This window comes from Streptomyces sp. NPDC091371 (assembly GCF_040684275.1).
Taxonomy (GTDB): domain Bacteria; phylum Actinomycetota; class Actinomycetes; order Streptomycetales; family Streptomycetaceae; genus Streptomyces.
Genome location: NZ_JBFBFP010000004.1, coordinates 226,820 through 240,185 on the forward strand (window position 1 = coordinate 226,820; position 13,366 = coordinate 240,185).

The window sequence follows — 13,366 nt, forward strand, 5'->3', positions numbered from 1 at the left end:
TCACCGCCCCACCCTAGGGGGTGTCCGGCGGGTCATGGCCGGGCCCGGGCCAGGCGACCCTGACCCGCCGGACACCCCCTAAAACCCTCCCGTGATCCGTTCGTAGGCCGTGCCCGCCGGCAGCGCGGAGCCGCGGGTGAACTCCGCGTCGAACCGCTCGTCGCCCAGGGCCTCTCGGGCGGCGGCATCCGTACGGTCCACATCGGCGCGCTCCGCCGGGGGCAGCGGGGCGCCGGTCGAGCGGCGGGCGGCGTCCGCCGCGCCGAGGAGGGCCGCGGCTGTGGCCGGGCGGCCGGCCTGGGCGAGGGCCCCGGCGAGCCCCTCCAGGGCCAGGGCGAGCGCGCGCGGGTCCCCCGTGGTGCGGGCGATGGCCAGGCCCTGCTCCTGGAGGGCCAGGGCGCCTTCGGTGTCGCCGGCGAGCTGCGCGAGGTAGCCGAGCTCGGCCAGGATCAGGGCGCCGGACCCGTCGAGGCCCACGTCTCGGTGCCAGTCCAGGACCCGGCGCAGGTGCCGCTCGGCGGCGGCCGGGTCTCCCGCGCGGCGGGCGCCGAGCCCGAGGCCCAGCTCGGCGTTGATCTCCCCGGCGGTGAAGCCCTGCTCGGCCGCCGTACGCCGGGAACGCTCGTGCAGGTCGCGGGCGGCGTCGAAGTCGCCGGTGAGCAGTGCGGTGCGGCCGAGGCCGGAGAGGAGGTCCGCGGCCTGGGTGGTCAGGCCCAGGTGCTCGGCGGTCGCCAGCCCTTCGCGCTGGAGGCGGGCCGCTTCGGCGTAGTCGCCGTGGATCTCGGCGAGGGAGGCCAGCGCGTAGACGGTCCACAGCCCGGCCGCGCCGTCACCCGTTTCGCGGAAGATCGCGGCGCTGCGGGCTCCGTCGCGGGCGGCGCCGGCAAGGTCTCCGCCGAGGAGGAGTTGGACGGAGCGGTCGGCGAGGGCCGCGGCGGTGCCCCACCGGTCGCCGAGGGCGAGGAAGCCGTCGAGCGCCCGCCCGGTGAGGTCCTGGCCGCCCGCCGGATCGCCGGTCTCGCACAGGGCGTGCGCCAGGAACCAGCGCGCCCACGCCAGGCCGCCCCGGTCGCCGGTCGCCTCGTAGGCGTCGAGTGCCGTGCGGATGCGGGCCGTGCGGCCGGCTCCCCTGCCCGCCAGGATCGCGAAGCCGGTGTGCCAGACGGCGGCCCGGGCGCGCAGCTCGGCCGGGGCCTCCCCGGGTGCGGCGAGCGCAGCCCCCAGTGCGCGCCGGCCCTCGCCGAGGCGGCCCCGCAGGATCCAGTACCAGGCCAGTGCGCAGACCAGGCGCAGCCCGGCCGCGGCGTCCCCGGTGGCCGGGGCCCGGCCGAGGGCGTGGTCCAGGGCGGCGCGCTGGTTGGCGCCCTCGGTGTCGAGCCGGTCCAGCCAGGTGTGCTGGGCCGCGGTGCGCAGCCGGGGTGCGGCCCGTTCGGCGAGGTCGAGGTGGTGGGCCAGGTGCCGGGCCCGGGCGGCCCCCGACTCCCCCGCCTCCTCGAGGCGTTCGGTGCAGTACGCCGCCACGGACTCCAGCAGTCGGTAGCGCGGCCCGGCCGGGCCGGGGGCCGGGGCCACCAGGGAGCGGTCGACGAGGCGGACCAGCAGGTCGAGCACGTCGGCGGGGTCCACGCCGTCGCCCGCGCAGACCTCTTCGGCGGCTTCCAGGGTGCAGCCCTCGGCGTGCACGGCCAAGCGGCGCAGTACGGCCTGCTCGGGTGCGGTGAGCAGGTGCCAGCTCCAGTCGATCACGGCGCGCAGGGTCTGCTGGCGGGCGGGGGCCCCGCGCTGTCCGGAGGCGAGGAGGCGGAAGCGGTCGTCGAGCCGTTCCAGCAGCCGGTCGACGCCGAGGGCGCGGACCCGGGTCGCGGCGAGTTCGAGGGCGAGGGGGATGCCGTCGAGCCGGCGGCAGACGGCCTCGACGGTCTCCCGGTTGCCCTCCGTGAGGGCGAAGCCGGGGGCGGTGGCCGCGGCGCGTGCCGTGAACAGTTCGACGGCCGCGCCGAGTTCGAGGGCGGGTACGTTCCACAGCGTCTCGCCGGCCAGGGCCAGGGGCTCCTGGCTGGTCGTCAGGATCCGCAGCCCGGGCGCGGTGCGCAGCAGGGTTTCCGCGAGGGCGGCCACCTCGTCGACGACGTGCTCGCAGTTGTCCAGTACGAGGAGCAGCTCGCGCCCGCGCACCGCCCCGGCCAGTCGTCCGGCGGCACCGGGCCGCTGCGCGGCCGGGGGTGTGCCCCAGACGGCGTCGTCGCGGATGCCGAGGACGGCGGCGGTCGCCTCGGCCACCTCGCCCTTGGATCCGGCGAGTTCGACCAGCCACACCCCGTCGGGGAACAGCGGGATGAGGCCGCCGGCGCTCTCCACGGCCAGCCGGGTCTTGCCCACGCCGCCGGGGCCGGTGAGGGTGACCAGGCGGCGGGTGGCGGCGAGTTCGCGTACGGCGGCCACGGCCTGCTCGCGGCCGACCAGGGCGGAGAGGGGGGCGGGCAGGTTCGTGCGGGCCTCGGTGGGCGCGGTCGGTGCCGGTCGCAGGGGTGCGGCCGCGGCGGCGGGCGGGGCCTCCAGGCCGGGGTCCTGGGTGAGGATGGCCCGCTGGAGGGCGACGAGGGCGGGGCTGGGGTCCAGGCCGAGGTCGTCCGCGAGGCGGGTGCGCAGGTCCTCGTAGCCCGCCAGCGCTTCGCTCTGGCGGCCGGCCCGGTACAGGGCGCTCAGGTGTACGGCGCGCAGTCGCTCGCGCAGCGGATGGCGCTCCACCAGTTCGGCGAGCTCGCCGGCGAGGAGGGCGTGTTCGCCGAGTTCGAGCCGGGCTTCGGCGTGCTCCTCCCGCACGACCAGCCGTTCCTCCTCCAGCCGGTTGGCCGCGGCCCGGGTGAAGTGCTGCTCGGCGAAGTCGGCGAAGGCGGGGCCCCGCCACACCGCGAGGGCCTCGGCCAACAGGGCCGCCCGTGCGCCCGGGTCGGAGCTCGCCCGTGCCCTGGCCGCCAGGGCGGCGAAGGCGGCGGTGTCCACGGCGTCCCGGGGAGCGGCCAGGGCGTAGCCGGGGGCGCGGGTGGCCACCAGGTCGCGGGCGCCGGGCTCGGCCTCGTCCAGGACGCGGCGCAGCTGGGAGACCTTCGCCTGAAGGGCCCTCAGGGGATTCCCGGGCGGCTCCTCGCCCCACAGGTCGTCGATCAGCCGGTGTGCGGAGACGGGCCGTCCCGCGTCCACGAGCAGCGAGGCCAGCAGGGTCCGCACCTTCAGCTCGGGAACCCGTACGGATATCCCCCCGGACGTCCACACGCTCAGCTGCCCCAGCACTCCGAATCGCATGGCGTCACCGTAACCCCCGCCCTGAACTGGGGCGCAACAGAACCCGAACCGGATCCGAGCCGCATCCGATGCGCCGCACCGCACGCTTCATCACATCGAAGCACCCCGTTCCCCGCCCGATCCCCTCGCCATGGAGGCCCCTGTGTCCCGCACCCTGCTCGTCCTCGCCCATCCCCGGTCCGACTCCCTCACGGCCCAGGTCGCCGACCGAGCCCGCCGGCTGCTGGAGGCGGCGGGCGGCACCGTGGACCTGCTCGACCTGTACGCGGAGGGCTTCGACCCGCTGCTGACCCCGCCCGACGAGCCGGACTGGACGAACCGCGAGAAGGAGTACACGCCGGAGGTCCGCGCCCACATGCGGCGGATCGAGGAGGCCGACGAGATGATCGTGGTCTTCCCGGTGTGGTGGTACGCCCCGCCGGCGGTACTGAAGGGCTGGATCGACCGGGTGTGGAACTACGGCTTCGCCTATGGGCGGAGCAAGCCGCGCCTGGCCGGGAAGCGGATGCTGTGGCTGGCCCTGGCCGGCGAGGCGTCGACTTCGCCCCTCACCCAAGCGCTGGAACTCCAGCTGAGGGCCGGTGTCTCGGAGTACTGCGGGGTCGGCCGCGTCGAATTCCGGTTCCTGTACGGGACGGAGTTCTCCGGCATCCCGCAGGAGCTGCGGGAAGCCCGCGCGCGGGAGGTGTTCGCGCAGGCGGAGGCCGCCGTCGAAGCCCTGAGGCAGGCCCCCGCGTTGATCTGAACGACCGTGACGGAGGCCGCGACGGCCACCGACCCGGCAGCCGGCCCCGGAAGGGGCGGACTGCCGGGTCTTTCTCGTAAAACCTGCCCCGCGGCCGGGAGGGCCTCCGGCGGGCCCCTGGAGGGCCTGGCGCACCCACCCGCGAGGGGCAGGGTCCAACGTGGACCGCACCATACGCACGGTGGAGGACGTACTGAGCCTCCTCGACGGACTCTTCGCACCGGGGGCCGACCGATGGACCACCGGAGCCGCCGACTGGTGGGACGGCTTCTACGCCGACCGTTCGAAGCCCGTGCCCTTCTTCGTCGCGAAGCCGGACGAGAACCTGGTCTCGTACCTCGACCGGGACCTGATCTCCCCGGGCCGCGCCCTCGACCTCGGCCTGCTCGAACGGGTCCTGGCACCGGGCGGTCACCTCGCCATGACCCGCTTCGCGGCCGGCGGTATGGGCTCCGAGCTGCCGGACGCGGAGTTCTACCGCGCGTCGGGCCTCCAGGGCGGCCTCGCCTACACACCGGAGTCGCTCCGCCTGATCTTCTCGGACTTCACGGAGGTCGAGCTGCGCCGGATGCGCGACGAACCCGCCGAGTCCGCGCTGTTCGGCGAGGACTTCCTCTGAACGGCCCTGTTCCGCCGGCCCGCAGCCTGACCGGAACGCACCCGGCCCGGCCGGTCATGTTCGGGCGGGCCGGTCGGTTCGGACCGGTCAGGGCAGCAGCGCGAGCAGCGGTGCGTGCAGGGCGGCGGGAGCCGCGACGAAGCCCTCGGCCCCGGGCCTCCAGCGCGCGCCCGACGGGTCGGTGACCTCGGCGCCCGCCTCGCGCGCGAGCAGGGCGCCGGCCAGCAGGTTCGAGTCGTCGCGGCCGTACTCCCAGAAGGCGTCGAGCCGGCCCGCGGCGACGTCCGCGATCTGCCAGGAGGTCGGCCCGAGGTTGCGGACGGCTGCCACGGCGGGGAGTACGGCACTCAGCGAACGGCCCGCCGACGCCGCGGCCCCGGGCCGGCGGGCGGCGAAGGGCGGGTGGGCGTGCGCGAGGACGGCCGCCTCCAGGGCCCGCTTGCGGGACGGGGAGACGAGGACGCCGTCGCGCCGCGCGCCGTGGCCGAGGGCCGCGGTGTAGGTCTCGCCGAGGACCGGGGAGTGCAGGACGGCGGCGACCGGCTCGCCGTCCTCGACCAGGGTGACGCTGACGCACCAGGAGGTCAGGCCCTGGAGGTACTGGACCGCGCCGTCGACGGCGTCGACCACCCAGGCCGCGCCCTTCGCGGGCAGCTCGGTGTCCAGTTCCTCGGCCCAGACCGCGTCCGGCCGCAGGGCCGACAGCCGGCCGCGCAGCAGGGCGGCCGCCGGGCCGTCGACGGCGTCGAAGGCGGTGCGCAGCTCGTCCATGGTGCGGGCGGGCCCGGGCAGGGGCCGGGTGCGCACCCAGGCGCCGGCTTCTTCGGCGGCGGCCGTCATGGGGGCCAGGAGCGAGGCGTGGGCGGGGGTTACGGGGGTTTCGGGGGTTGCCGGGTTTTCGGGCATCAACGGCTCCTCGGTGCGCGTGGGTTCGTCCGTACGCACACACATTCGCCCGCGGGTGGCGCATGGCGATCCTCCCGGGCCATCGGATGAGCGAAACTGGCATACATGCCCGATGAACCGATCGAAGACGTACTCGGCCTGCGGGACCAGCGGCTGATCGCCGCCCTCCAGTGCGACGGCCGGCTGACCGCCGAGCGGGCCGCCGAGGTGCTGGGGCTGAACGTCCGCGTCGTGCACCGCCGGCTGGCGGCGCTGCTCGGCAGCGGGACCGTGCGCGTGTCCGCGCGGGCCGGCGGCACCGCGTTCCCACCGGGAATGCTGCTGCGGATCAAGGTGCTGCGGGGGAAGGCGGAGACGGTCGCGCGGGCGCTCGCCGAGCGGGACGACGTCCCGTACGTCGACCTATCGGCGGGCGGCGACGAGATCGGGGCGGTCCTGCTCGCGGATCCGGGCGCGCCGAACCGCCTCGTCTTCCGGCAGCTGCCCGCGACGGGCTCCGTGCTGTCGGTGGACGCGCAGACCGTGCTGCACGTGTTCGAGGGCGGGACCGCGGCCGACTGGCGCCTCGACGTCCTCACCCCGGCCGAACGCGCGGCGCTCACCCCGGCCCTCCCCCGGGTCCCGGCGGGCGCCCCCGACGGGACCGACCGCGGGATCCTGGCCGCCCTCGCCGAGGACGGGCGGGCCACGGCCGCGGTCGTGGCCCGGCGGACGGGGGGTGCGGAGTCGACCGTGCGCAGGCGGCTGGCCTCCCTGCGGGAGCGCGGGCTGCTGCTCACCGAGGTCCATGTCGATGCCCGCAGGCTGGGCCTGTACGTCGACGCGAACCTCGGGATGCGGGTTCCGCCGGGCGAGCTGGACGCCCTGGGGCGGCGGCTGGCCGGCCACCCCGCCGTGCACGGGGTGCTGGCGACCACCGGGGCGGCCAACCTGCACGTCGCCGTCTGGCTGCCGGGCCTCGCCGACCTCTACGCCTTCCTGACCCGCGACATCGGCGGGCTCGGCATCCCGTCCGTCGACACCTTCCTGGTCGGCCGGGCCGTCAAACGCCCTACGGGGCCCGCATGGTGAGGCGGGCGGGCAGTGGCCGCGTACTACCTGGGGAGTACGCCGGAAACGCTACGCCGGGGTGACGCGGGTGATGGCGGTCGCGGCCTAGCGTGGCCGGTATGGAAGATCAGCGGGAACACCAGGGCCCACCGTGGCGGCGATGGGTGGAGCGGACCGGGCGGAGCCCGGCCTGGCGCTCGGCCCTGGTCGTCGCCGTCCTCGCCCAGGTCGGCTCCGGATGGGCCGAGCGGGCACAGACCGGGCGGGTGTCGCTGGACTGGTTCGCGCGGCTCCTGCTGCTGCTGGGGCCCGCGCTGCTCCTGCTCAGGCACCGGTATCCGGTGGCCGTGGTGTACGGGGTCGCCGTCGTCACCCTGGTGTACGTCGGGGCCGGATTCCCGTACGGCCCCGTCTTCGTCAGCCTCGCCGTGGCCTGCTTCGCCGCGGTGATCGCCGGGCGGCGAAGAGCGGCCTGGGGCGCCATCGGGGTGCTGTGGGCCGGGCATCTGCTCATCGGCCACTGGTTCTACCGGTGGCTGCCGCCCGCCGGGGACGGACCGGCGCCCTGGGCGCAGGAGCTGGGCATCACCGCGTGGGTGCTGGCGATGCTCGCCCTCTCCGAGCTGGTCCGGGTCCGCCGCGAGCAGTGGGCCCGCGAGCGGGCCGAGCGGGCCGCGGCCGAGAGACGCCGGGTGGACGAGGAGCGGCTGCGGATCGCCCGCGAACTGCACGACGTCCTCGCGCACAGCATCTCGGTGATCAATGTCCAGGCCGGGGTCGGGCTGGCCCTCCTCGACACCGATCCCGAGCAGGCGCGTACGGCGCTGACCACCATCAAGGCGGCCAGCAAGGAGGCGCTGGGCGAGGTCCGCCAGGTCCTCGACACCCTGCGCTCGCCCGGGGACGCCCCCCGCACCCCCGCCCCGGGTCTCGACCGGCTCCCCGAGCTGGTCGAGCAGGCCGCCGCAGCCGGTCTCGCGGTGGAGGTCGCGGTCGAGGGGTCGCCGCGGGCGCTGGCGCCCGGGATGGACCTGGCGGCCTTCCGGATCCTTCAGGAGGCGCTGACCAATGTGGTGCGGCATTCCGGCTCGCGTACCGCGCGCATCGGTCTCGGCTGGCAGCGGGGCGCTCTCGAACTGCGCGTGGACGACGAGGGCCCGGCCACCGGGGACCCGGCGGGCGGCAGCGGCAACGGTCTTGTCGGAATGCGCGAGCGGGCTTCGGCCCTGGGTGGCACGATCAAGGCCGGTCCGCGTCCGGACGGTGGTTTCCAGGTGGTGGCGCGGCTCCCGCTGAAGGCCGCTTCGATCCAGGAGGACCCGTGATCCGTGTACTGCTCGCCGACGACCAACTGCTGGTGCGGGCGGGGTTCCGGGCGCTGCTCGACGCCCAGCCGGACATAGAGGTGGCGGGCGAGGCCGCGGACGGGGAGGAGGCCGTCCGGCTGGTCCGGGAACTGCGCCCGGACGTGGTGCTGATGGACATCAGGATGCCGGTCCTGGACGGTCTGGCCGCCACCCGCCGGATCACCGGGGAGAGCGAACTGGCCTCCGTCCGGGTGGTCATGCTCACCACGTTCGAGCTCGACGAATACGTCTTCGAGGCCATCCGCTCCGGCGCCTCGGGCTTCCTCGTCAAGGACACCGAGCCGGCGGAGCTGCTGCGCGCCGTCCGTGCGGTGGTGGAGGGTGACGCGCTGCTGTCCCCGGGCGTCACCCGCAGGCTGATCTCCGAGTTCGCGGCCCGCTCGAAGCAGCCGGCCGCCGCGGCCGAGCTGGAGCGGCTCACCGACCGGGAGCGGGAGGTGATGGCGCTGGTGGGCATGGGCCTGTCCAACGAGGACATCGCCCGCCGTCTGGTGGTCAGCCCGCTCACCGCGAAGACGCACGTCAGCCGGACGATGGTCAAACTCGGCGCCCGCGACCGCGCGCAGCTGGTGGTGCTGGCCTACGAATCGGGCCTGGTGCGGCCCGGCTGGCTCGGCTAGCGGCGGGTCTCGGAGGCCGGTCCACCGTCCGAGACGGTCCCCGAGCGGGGATTGACGATCGCTGGGCAAGCGTTCCACAGCTCCACGCCGGCCCTGATCAACTCCAGTACCGCGCGTTGTTCGTCGGGAGTCCACGTGGCGCACGCCCCGTCGATCAGCTTCTCGTAGGCGCTGTTCTGCACGGCACCCTGCTGCGGCAACTGGTGGACCTCGTCGATGCCCCGGGCCAGGTCCTCGAAGTAGTTCCAGGCCTCCAGCACCGCACCTGCCGGGATCTTTCGACGCGCCGGATCGTCCAGCCAGTGCTCGACACGGCAGAGGTCCAGCGTGCCGGCCTCAGAGGTGGCGAACTCCAGGCCTCGTCGGCGCGCGTACACCCGGGCCTGCCGCGCCGTCACGAACACCGGCACGTGCAGGCGGTCGGTTTCCGGCACCGCGAACACCTGGTCGAGGTCGTCGCCCCGCCCGCCGATCCACAGGACCACGGCGCTGCGTCCGCGCCCACGCACGCGGTAGGCGTAGAAGCACCCGCATCCATGGCGGCGACCGGTCGCGCACACATCTGCCATCTCGATCTCTGTCACACCCCTCACACTGACACGGCCCGGTTCTCGTATGGCCAGCCGGCCCCACCGCGCCCGCTCGTACTCCCACGGAAGTACCCGCGGTACAGCCGGCCGTACGACGACCCGCACCCCCTCCCACGGCCACTCTCGGAGCAAGACGAGAAGTCCACGCTTCCGAGGAGCTGAACCGACATGAACACCCTCACCACCCTCGCCTACGACGGTCCCGGCCCGTGGATCCTGTTCTTCCCGCTGATCTGGGCGGCCGTCGTGATCACCGTCGTGACCGTGCTGCGCCGCACGGTGTGGCGCGGCCGCCGGGCACCGTGGCAGAGCCGGGGCGCCGCGTACGGCCCGCACTCGCCGATCGCGATCCTGGGCCGCCGCTTCGCCTCCGGCGAGATCGACGAGGACGAGTACTGGCGCCGGCTGTCCGTCCTGGACGAGCAGTTCGGCCGCTCCCTCAAGGACGGTGCGGCATGAGCACCGCGACCACCACCGCGGGCGGCGGCGAGACCGTCGCCGCCGAATAGGGCCGGACGCCTCCCGGGGTGGTCAGCGGGGTGTGCGTGCCGCTTCGGCCACTTCGAGGATGGTGTCCATGAACACGTCGGCGCGGGCCGATTCGCTGCCGGCGGGCCACATCAGCCCGTACTGCACGAGCGGCGCGTCCCGGAAGGGGACGAAGGCGACTCCGGGGTGCATGTGGTGGTGGACGGCACGCGCGCAGACCGTGGTGATGCCCTTGCCCGCGCTGACGTCGGGGAGGACTTCCTGCCAGTAGGTGACCGCGCGGCCGCGCGGGATCGGCTTGCCCGAGGGCGTACGGGACGGGAAGTGCGCCTCGAGCCAGTAGTCCGGAACGTCACCGGCAATGGTGATGAGAGGAGCCAGGGCGTAGTCCTCCAGCGAGACGGTCTCCTGCCGGGCGAGCGGATGGTCCGCCGGGACGAGGAGCGCGCGCGGTTCGTTGAGGACCACGGGGCCGGTGGTGATGTCGGGCTCGTCGATGGGGAATTCGGAGAGCTGGAGGTCGAGGTCGCCGGCGCGCAGGGCACCGATGGGGTTGTGGATGAGGACTTCCTGGATGCGGACGTCGACGTCGGGGTGGCGCATGCGGAACAGGTCGGCGGCCCTGACGACGAGGTCGCCGCACCACAGGGTGGTGTAGCCGACCCGGAGGATGCCGCTGAGGGCCCCCGACGCGGCCATGGCCCTTTCGAGGCCGGCCTTGAGCTGGTCGTAGGCGGGGCGCAGGTCGTCGTGGAGCTGCTGCCCGGCGGGGGTGATGCGGACGGTGCGGCTGGTGCGGGTGAACAGGGGCGTCCCGATCCGGCGTTCCATCTGCTTGATGGTCTGGCTGACCCGGCCGGTGCTGACGTGCAGCCGCGCCGCCGCGCGGCCGAAGTGCAGTTCGTCGGCAAGGGCGAACAGCGTTTCCAACTCGAACCGTTCCAGCACAGGACGCTCGCCCCCACCGTTGAGTTTGTCTAAAGAACGCGTTCCATGATCGCTCCTTGATGGGGCCATTTCCAACCGGCAAGGTATTCACGGGTGGTCCGGGAGCGAGGTCGTGTGCGGACGCCGACGGAATTCTTGGTGGAGGCGTGCGCATGAGCAAGCTGGTTGCGGTGATCTACCTGTCGATGGACGGCGTCGTGGAGGAGCCCTCCTGGACGGCACCGTTCTGGACCGACGAGCACGGCAAGTTCCAGGCGGGACAGCTGTCCAAGAGCCGGGCGCTCGTGCTCGGCAGGAAGACCTACGCCTGGATGTCGAAGGCCTGGACCGCCATGGGCGACGCCGACGAGGGCACCACCCGGATGAACGGCATGCCCAAGTACGTCGCTTCGACGACCCTGACGGACCCGCAGTGGAACGCCGTGGTCATGAAAGGGGACGTGGCCGAGGAAGTGGGCAGGCTCAAGAGCGAGCCCGGCCAGGACCTCCTGGTCTACGGGAGCGGCCGGCTCGTCACGTACTTGCTCCGGCACGGCCTCGTCGACGAACTCAAGCTGTTCCTCCACCCCGTCGTCGTGGGCGGCGGGCGGCGCCTGTTCCCGGACAGCGGCGACAGGACGACCTGGACGCTCGCCGGTACGACCACCTTCAGCTCGGGAGCGATCGCCCTCGACTACCGGCCGACCGCGTCCACCGGGCCGCCGCCGTGACGCTCACGGGAGGTCGGTGGTCGGGGGATCCGCCGCGTACGCGTGGGGCGCGTCCGCATCCCACTCCACGAGCGCGCCGTCGCCGAGGACGGCCTCGTCGGGATCGGGCACGCCGGCCCGGCGGAGGAACTCGATGACGTCCTCGTCCGAGCGGGCCAGCCCCAGGGACTCCTCGCCGGTCTCGGTGCGCAGCGTCACCTGGCGTCCTCCCGAGGGGAGGATCCGGTGCACGACCACGGGTGCGTGATGCATGGCCCCAGCCTCTCCCGGCCGGCCCGCCGCGGCACCCCGGGGGCCCCGGACGGCTGCCCCGGACGGGCTCCCCCGCACGGGCTCAGCGGCCGGCTCCGGCGATGTGGCGGGCTTCGAAGTCCTGCGCCGTCTGCAGGAAGGCCCGCAGCCGGGCGCTCTCGTCGGCGGTGTTCCAGACCAGCGCCCATTCCGTGACCGGCGCGTCGTGGATCGGCAGGAAGGCGATGCCGGGAGGTGTGTAGTAGCGGGGGACGTGGGCGTTGACGGGGCAGGCCATCTGGCCGGCCTCGATGTGGGCGAGGATCTCGTGGAAGGTGCGGCCGACCGGCCCCCGCTCTATGCGCCGGCCCTTCGGCGTGTGCGAGGGGAGCATGGCCTCGAACCAGTACCCGGGAACCTCGGGGCCCGGGTCGAGGACGCGCAGGTCGCCGAGGTCCTCCAGGGACACGGTCCCGCGCTCCACCAGGTGCGAGTCCGCGGCGACCGCGAGGACGCGGTCCTCGGTCAGCAGGGTGGGGCCGACGGTCAGGTCGGGTTCGTGGACGGGCCGCCACATCAGTTGCAGGTCGGTCTTTCCGGTGCGCAGCGGTGCGAACGCCTCGCTGAAGTGGATCTCCACGATGTCGAGGTCGCAGTCGGGGTACCTGGCGCGGAACGCTTCGATCACTTCCCGCAGTTCCTGGGCCAGCACGCCCATGACGCCCAGGCGCAGCGTCCCCCGCACACCCAGTGCGGCCTCGCCGGCGCGGGCGAGCCCGCCCTGGATCAGGTCGTAGGCCTGCTGGAGCTCGACGCGCAGGACCTTCCCGACCGGGGTCAGGGTCACGGTGCGGCTGGTCCGTTCGAACAGGGCGGCACCGATGCGGCGTTCCTGCTTCTTGATCGCCTGGCTGACCCGCGCCTGGGATATCCGCAGGCGTTCGGCGGTCCGGCCGAAGTGCAGTTCCTCCGCCAGGGCCAGGAAGATCTCGATATCACGTAGTTCCATGGCCGCCCCCGCACCGCGATAACCGGAGAGTTATTGATCAACGCGCGAATTCTACGTTGATTGTGACGCGGCGCCAGGGAAGGGTGGAGTTGCCCGGGGAGCGCGCTCAGCCGACTTCCACGGGCGGAGAGAGAGACAGCCGTGAGCGACAGGCTCGACATGACGGTGATGTACGCGATGCACAACAGACTGCGACGGGAGCTGCAGCACATTGCCCAGGCCGCCACCCGCTTCGATTCGGACCCCCGGCACATCCCGCGCGCCGGCTCCGACTGGGAGCATTTCAGGGGGGCGCTGCGCGCCCACCAGTCCGCCGAGGACGAGGCACTGTGGCCGGTCCTGCGCCGGGCCCTCGAAGGCCGGCCCTACGATCTGACCCGGCTGGAGGCGATGGAGGCCGAGCACGCCGCGATCCGGTCCCTGGTCCGGGCGATCGACGAGACCGCGCCGACCGCCCCCGGGCTCGCGCCGGATCTGTTCGCCGAGCTGACCGAAGCCCTGCTGGCCGGACTCGGCGCCCACCTCGACCACGAGGAGGATGCGGTGTTCCCGCTGATCCAGGCTGCCTTGGGCGAGCACCAGTGGGACCGCTTCAGGCGGCTGCACGCCCAGCGCGTCGGACCGTACGCACCGCAGCTCCTGCCGTGGCTGCTGGACGGCGCCGACGAGCAGACGGCAGCCGTCGTGCTCGCCGCGGTCCCGGAACCCGCACGCCGGGCACACCTGACCCGAACCGCCGCGCCCGCCCGGTCCTCCGCCCTTCCCTTCCAACCCTGAGG

General features: G+C 73.9%; 14 protein-coding genes. 8 read left to right on the plus strand and 6 right to left on the minus strand.

Annotation, left to right across the window (positions count from 1 at the left end; genetic code table 11):
• Positions 1-78: 78 nt before the first annotated feature.
• Positions 79-3,303, minus strand: a complete 3,225-nt coding sequence (locus AB0O21_RS07875) for a BTAD domain-containing putative transcriptional regulator (protein ID WP_365167572.1) — start codon at positions 3,301-3,303, stop codon at positions 79-81.
• 142 nt (positions 3,304-3,445) lie between these two features.
• On the opposite strand from AB0O21_RS07875, the gene AB0O21_RS07880 reads away from it, so the two are divergent.
• Positions 3,446-4,048 carry an NAD(P)H oxidoreductase gene (locus AB0O21_RS07880; protein ID WP_365167575.1) on the plus strand — a complete coding sequence of 201 codons (603 nt, stop codon included), beginning with the start codon at positions 3,446-3,448 and terminating at the stop codon, positions 4,046-4,048.
• Between the two features lie 160 nt (positions 4,049-4,208).
• Complete coding sequence (locus tag AB0O21_RS07885) at positions 4,209-4,667, plus strand: hypothetical protein (protein WP_365167577.1); 459 nt, start codon at positions 4,209-4,211, stop codon at positions 4,665-4,667.
• An 87-nt stretch (positions 4,668-4,754) separates the two neighbouring features.
• Here the strand turns inward: AB0O21_RS07885 and AB0O21_RS07890 are convergent, their stop codons facing one another.
• Entirely contained in the window at positions 4,755-5,573 is an 819-nt protein-coding gene (locus AB0O21_RS07890) for an inositol monophosphatase (protein WP_365167580.1), read from the minus strand.
• 105 nt (positions 5,574-5,678) lie between these two features.
• Between AB0O21_RS07890 and AB0O21_RS07895 the strand changes: the two genes are divergently transcribed.
• The 3 genes from AB0O21_RS07895 (at position 5,679) to AB0O21_RS07905 (ending at position 8,610) form a co-directional block, all read left to right on the plus strand.
• A complete protein-coding gene (locus tag AB0O21_RS07895) occupies positions 5,679-6,644 on the plus strand; it encodes an Lrp/AsnC family transcriptional regulator (RefSeq protein WP_365167582.1) in 966 nt (321 codons plus the stop codon).
• Positions 6,645-6,742: 98 nt separating this feature from the next.
• Positions 6,743-7,948: a sensor histidine kinase gene (locus AB0O21_RS07900; protein ID WP_365167584.1), complete on the plus strand. Its 1,206-nt coding sequence runs from the start codon at positions 6,743-6,745 to the stop codon at positions 7,946-7,948.
• On the plus strand, positions 7,945-8,610 hold the full coding sequence (locus tag AB0O21_RS07905; protein WP_365167586.1) for a response regulator transcription factor: 666 nt from the start codon (positions 7,945-7,947) through the stop codon (positions 8,608-8,610). Before AB0O21_RS07900 ends, AB0O21_RS07905 begins: the two co-directional genes overlap by 4 nt.
• On the opposite strand, the gene AB0O21_RS07910 is transcribed toward AB0O21_RS07905, so the two are convergent.
• Positions 8,607-9,119: a hypothetical protein gene (locus AB0O21_RS07910; RefSeq protein WP_365167588.1), complete on the minus strand. Its 513-nt coding sequence runs from the start codon at positions 9,117-9,119 to the stop codon at positions 8,607-8,609. The genes AB0O21_RS07905 and AB0O21_RS07910 overlap by 4 nt on opposite strands.
• Before the next feature lie 249 nt (positions 9,120-9,368).
• Here AB0O21_RS07910 and AB0O21_RS07915 point away from each other — a divergent pair, with 249 nt between their 5' ends.
• Positions 9,369-9,659, plus strand: coding sequence for an SHOCT domain-containing protein (locus AB0O21_RS07915; RefSeq protein ID WP_365167590.1), 291 nt, complete (start codon positions 9,369-9,371; stop codon positions 9,657-9,659).
• Between the two features lie 72 nt (positions 9,660-9,731).
• Here AB0O21_RS07915 and AB0O21_RS07920 read toward each other — a convergent pair whose 3' ends face one another.
• Complete coding sequence (locus AB0O21_RS07920; protein WP_365167592.1) at positions 9,732-10,637, minus strand: LysR family transcriptional regulator; 906 nt, start codon at positions 10,635-10,637, stop codon at positions 9,732-9,734.
• Positions 10,638-10,789: 152 nt separating this feature from the next.
• Here AB0O21_RS07920 and AB0O21_RS07925 point away from each other — a divergent pair, with 152 nt between their 5' ends.
• Positions 10,790-11,347, plus strand: coding sequence for a dihydrofolate reductase family protein (locus tag AB0O21_RS07925; RefSeq protein ID WP_365167594.1), 558 nt, complete (start codon positions 10,790-10,792; stop codon positions 11,345-11,347).
• Between the two features lie 3 nt (positions 11,348-11,350).
• On the opposite strand, the gene AB0O21_RS07930 is transcribed toward AB0O21_RS07925, so the two are convergent.
• Positions 11,351-11,599, minus strand: a complete 249-nt coding sequence (locus AB0O21_RS07930) for a hypothetical protein (protein WP_365167596.1) — start codon at positions 11,597-11,599, stop codon at positions 11,351-11,353.
• Positions 11,600-11,681: 82 nt separating this feature from the next.
• Entirely contained in the window at positions 11,682-12,587 is a 906-nt protein-coding gene (locus tag AB0O21_RS07935; protein ID WP_365167598.1) for a LysR family transcriptional regulator, read from the minus strand.
• 141 nt (positions 12,588-12,728) lie between these two features.
• On the opposite strand from AB0O21_RS07935, the gene AB0O21_RS07940 reads away from it, so the two are divergent.
• Positions 12,729-13,364, plus strand: a complete 636-nt coding sequence (locus tag AB0O21_RS07940; RefSeq protein ID WP_365167601.1) for a hemerythrin domain-containing protein — start codon at positions 12,729-12,731, stop codon at positions 13,362-13,364.
• Positions 13,365-13,366: the final 2 nt, after the last annotated feature.

Coding starts and splice junctions, on each gene's coding strand:
- AB0O21_RS07875 (WP_365167572.1), bottom strand. CDS start 3,303: ATGCGATTCGGAGTGCTGGGGCAGCTGAGCGTGTGGACGTCCGGGGGG.
- AB0O21_RS07890 (WP_365167580.1), bottom strand. CDS start 5,573: ATGCCCGAAAACCCGGCAACCCCCGAAACCCCCGTAACCCCCGCCCAC.
- AB0O21_RS07895 (WP_365167582.1), top strand. CDS start 5,679: ATGCCCGATGAACCGATCGAAGACGTACTCGGCCTGCGGGACCAGCGG.
- AB0O21_RS07900 (WP_365167584.1), top strand. CDS start 6,743: ATGGAAGATCAGCGGGAACACCAGGGCCCACCGTGGCGGCGATGGGTG.
- AB0O21_RS07915 (WP_365167590.1), top strand. CDS start 9,369: ATGAACACCCTCACCACCCTCGCCTACGACGGTCCCGGCCCGTGGATC.
- AB0O21_RS07925 (WP_365167594.1), top strand. CDS start 10,790: ATGAGCAAGCTGGTTGCGGTGATCTACCTGTCGATGGACGGCGTCGTG.
- AB0O21_RS07930 (WP_365167596.1), bottom strand. CDS start 11,599: ATGCATCACGCACCCGTGGTCGTGCACCGGATCCTCCCCTCGGGAGGA.
- AB0O21_RS07935 (WP_365167598.1), bottom strand. CDS start 12,587: ATGGAACTACGTGATATCGAGATCTTCCTGGCCCTGGCGGAGGAACTG.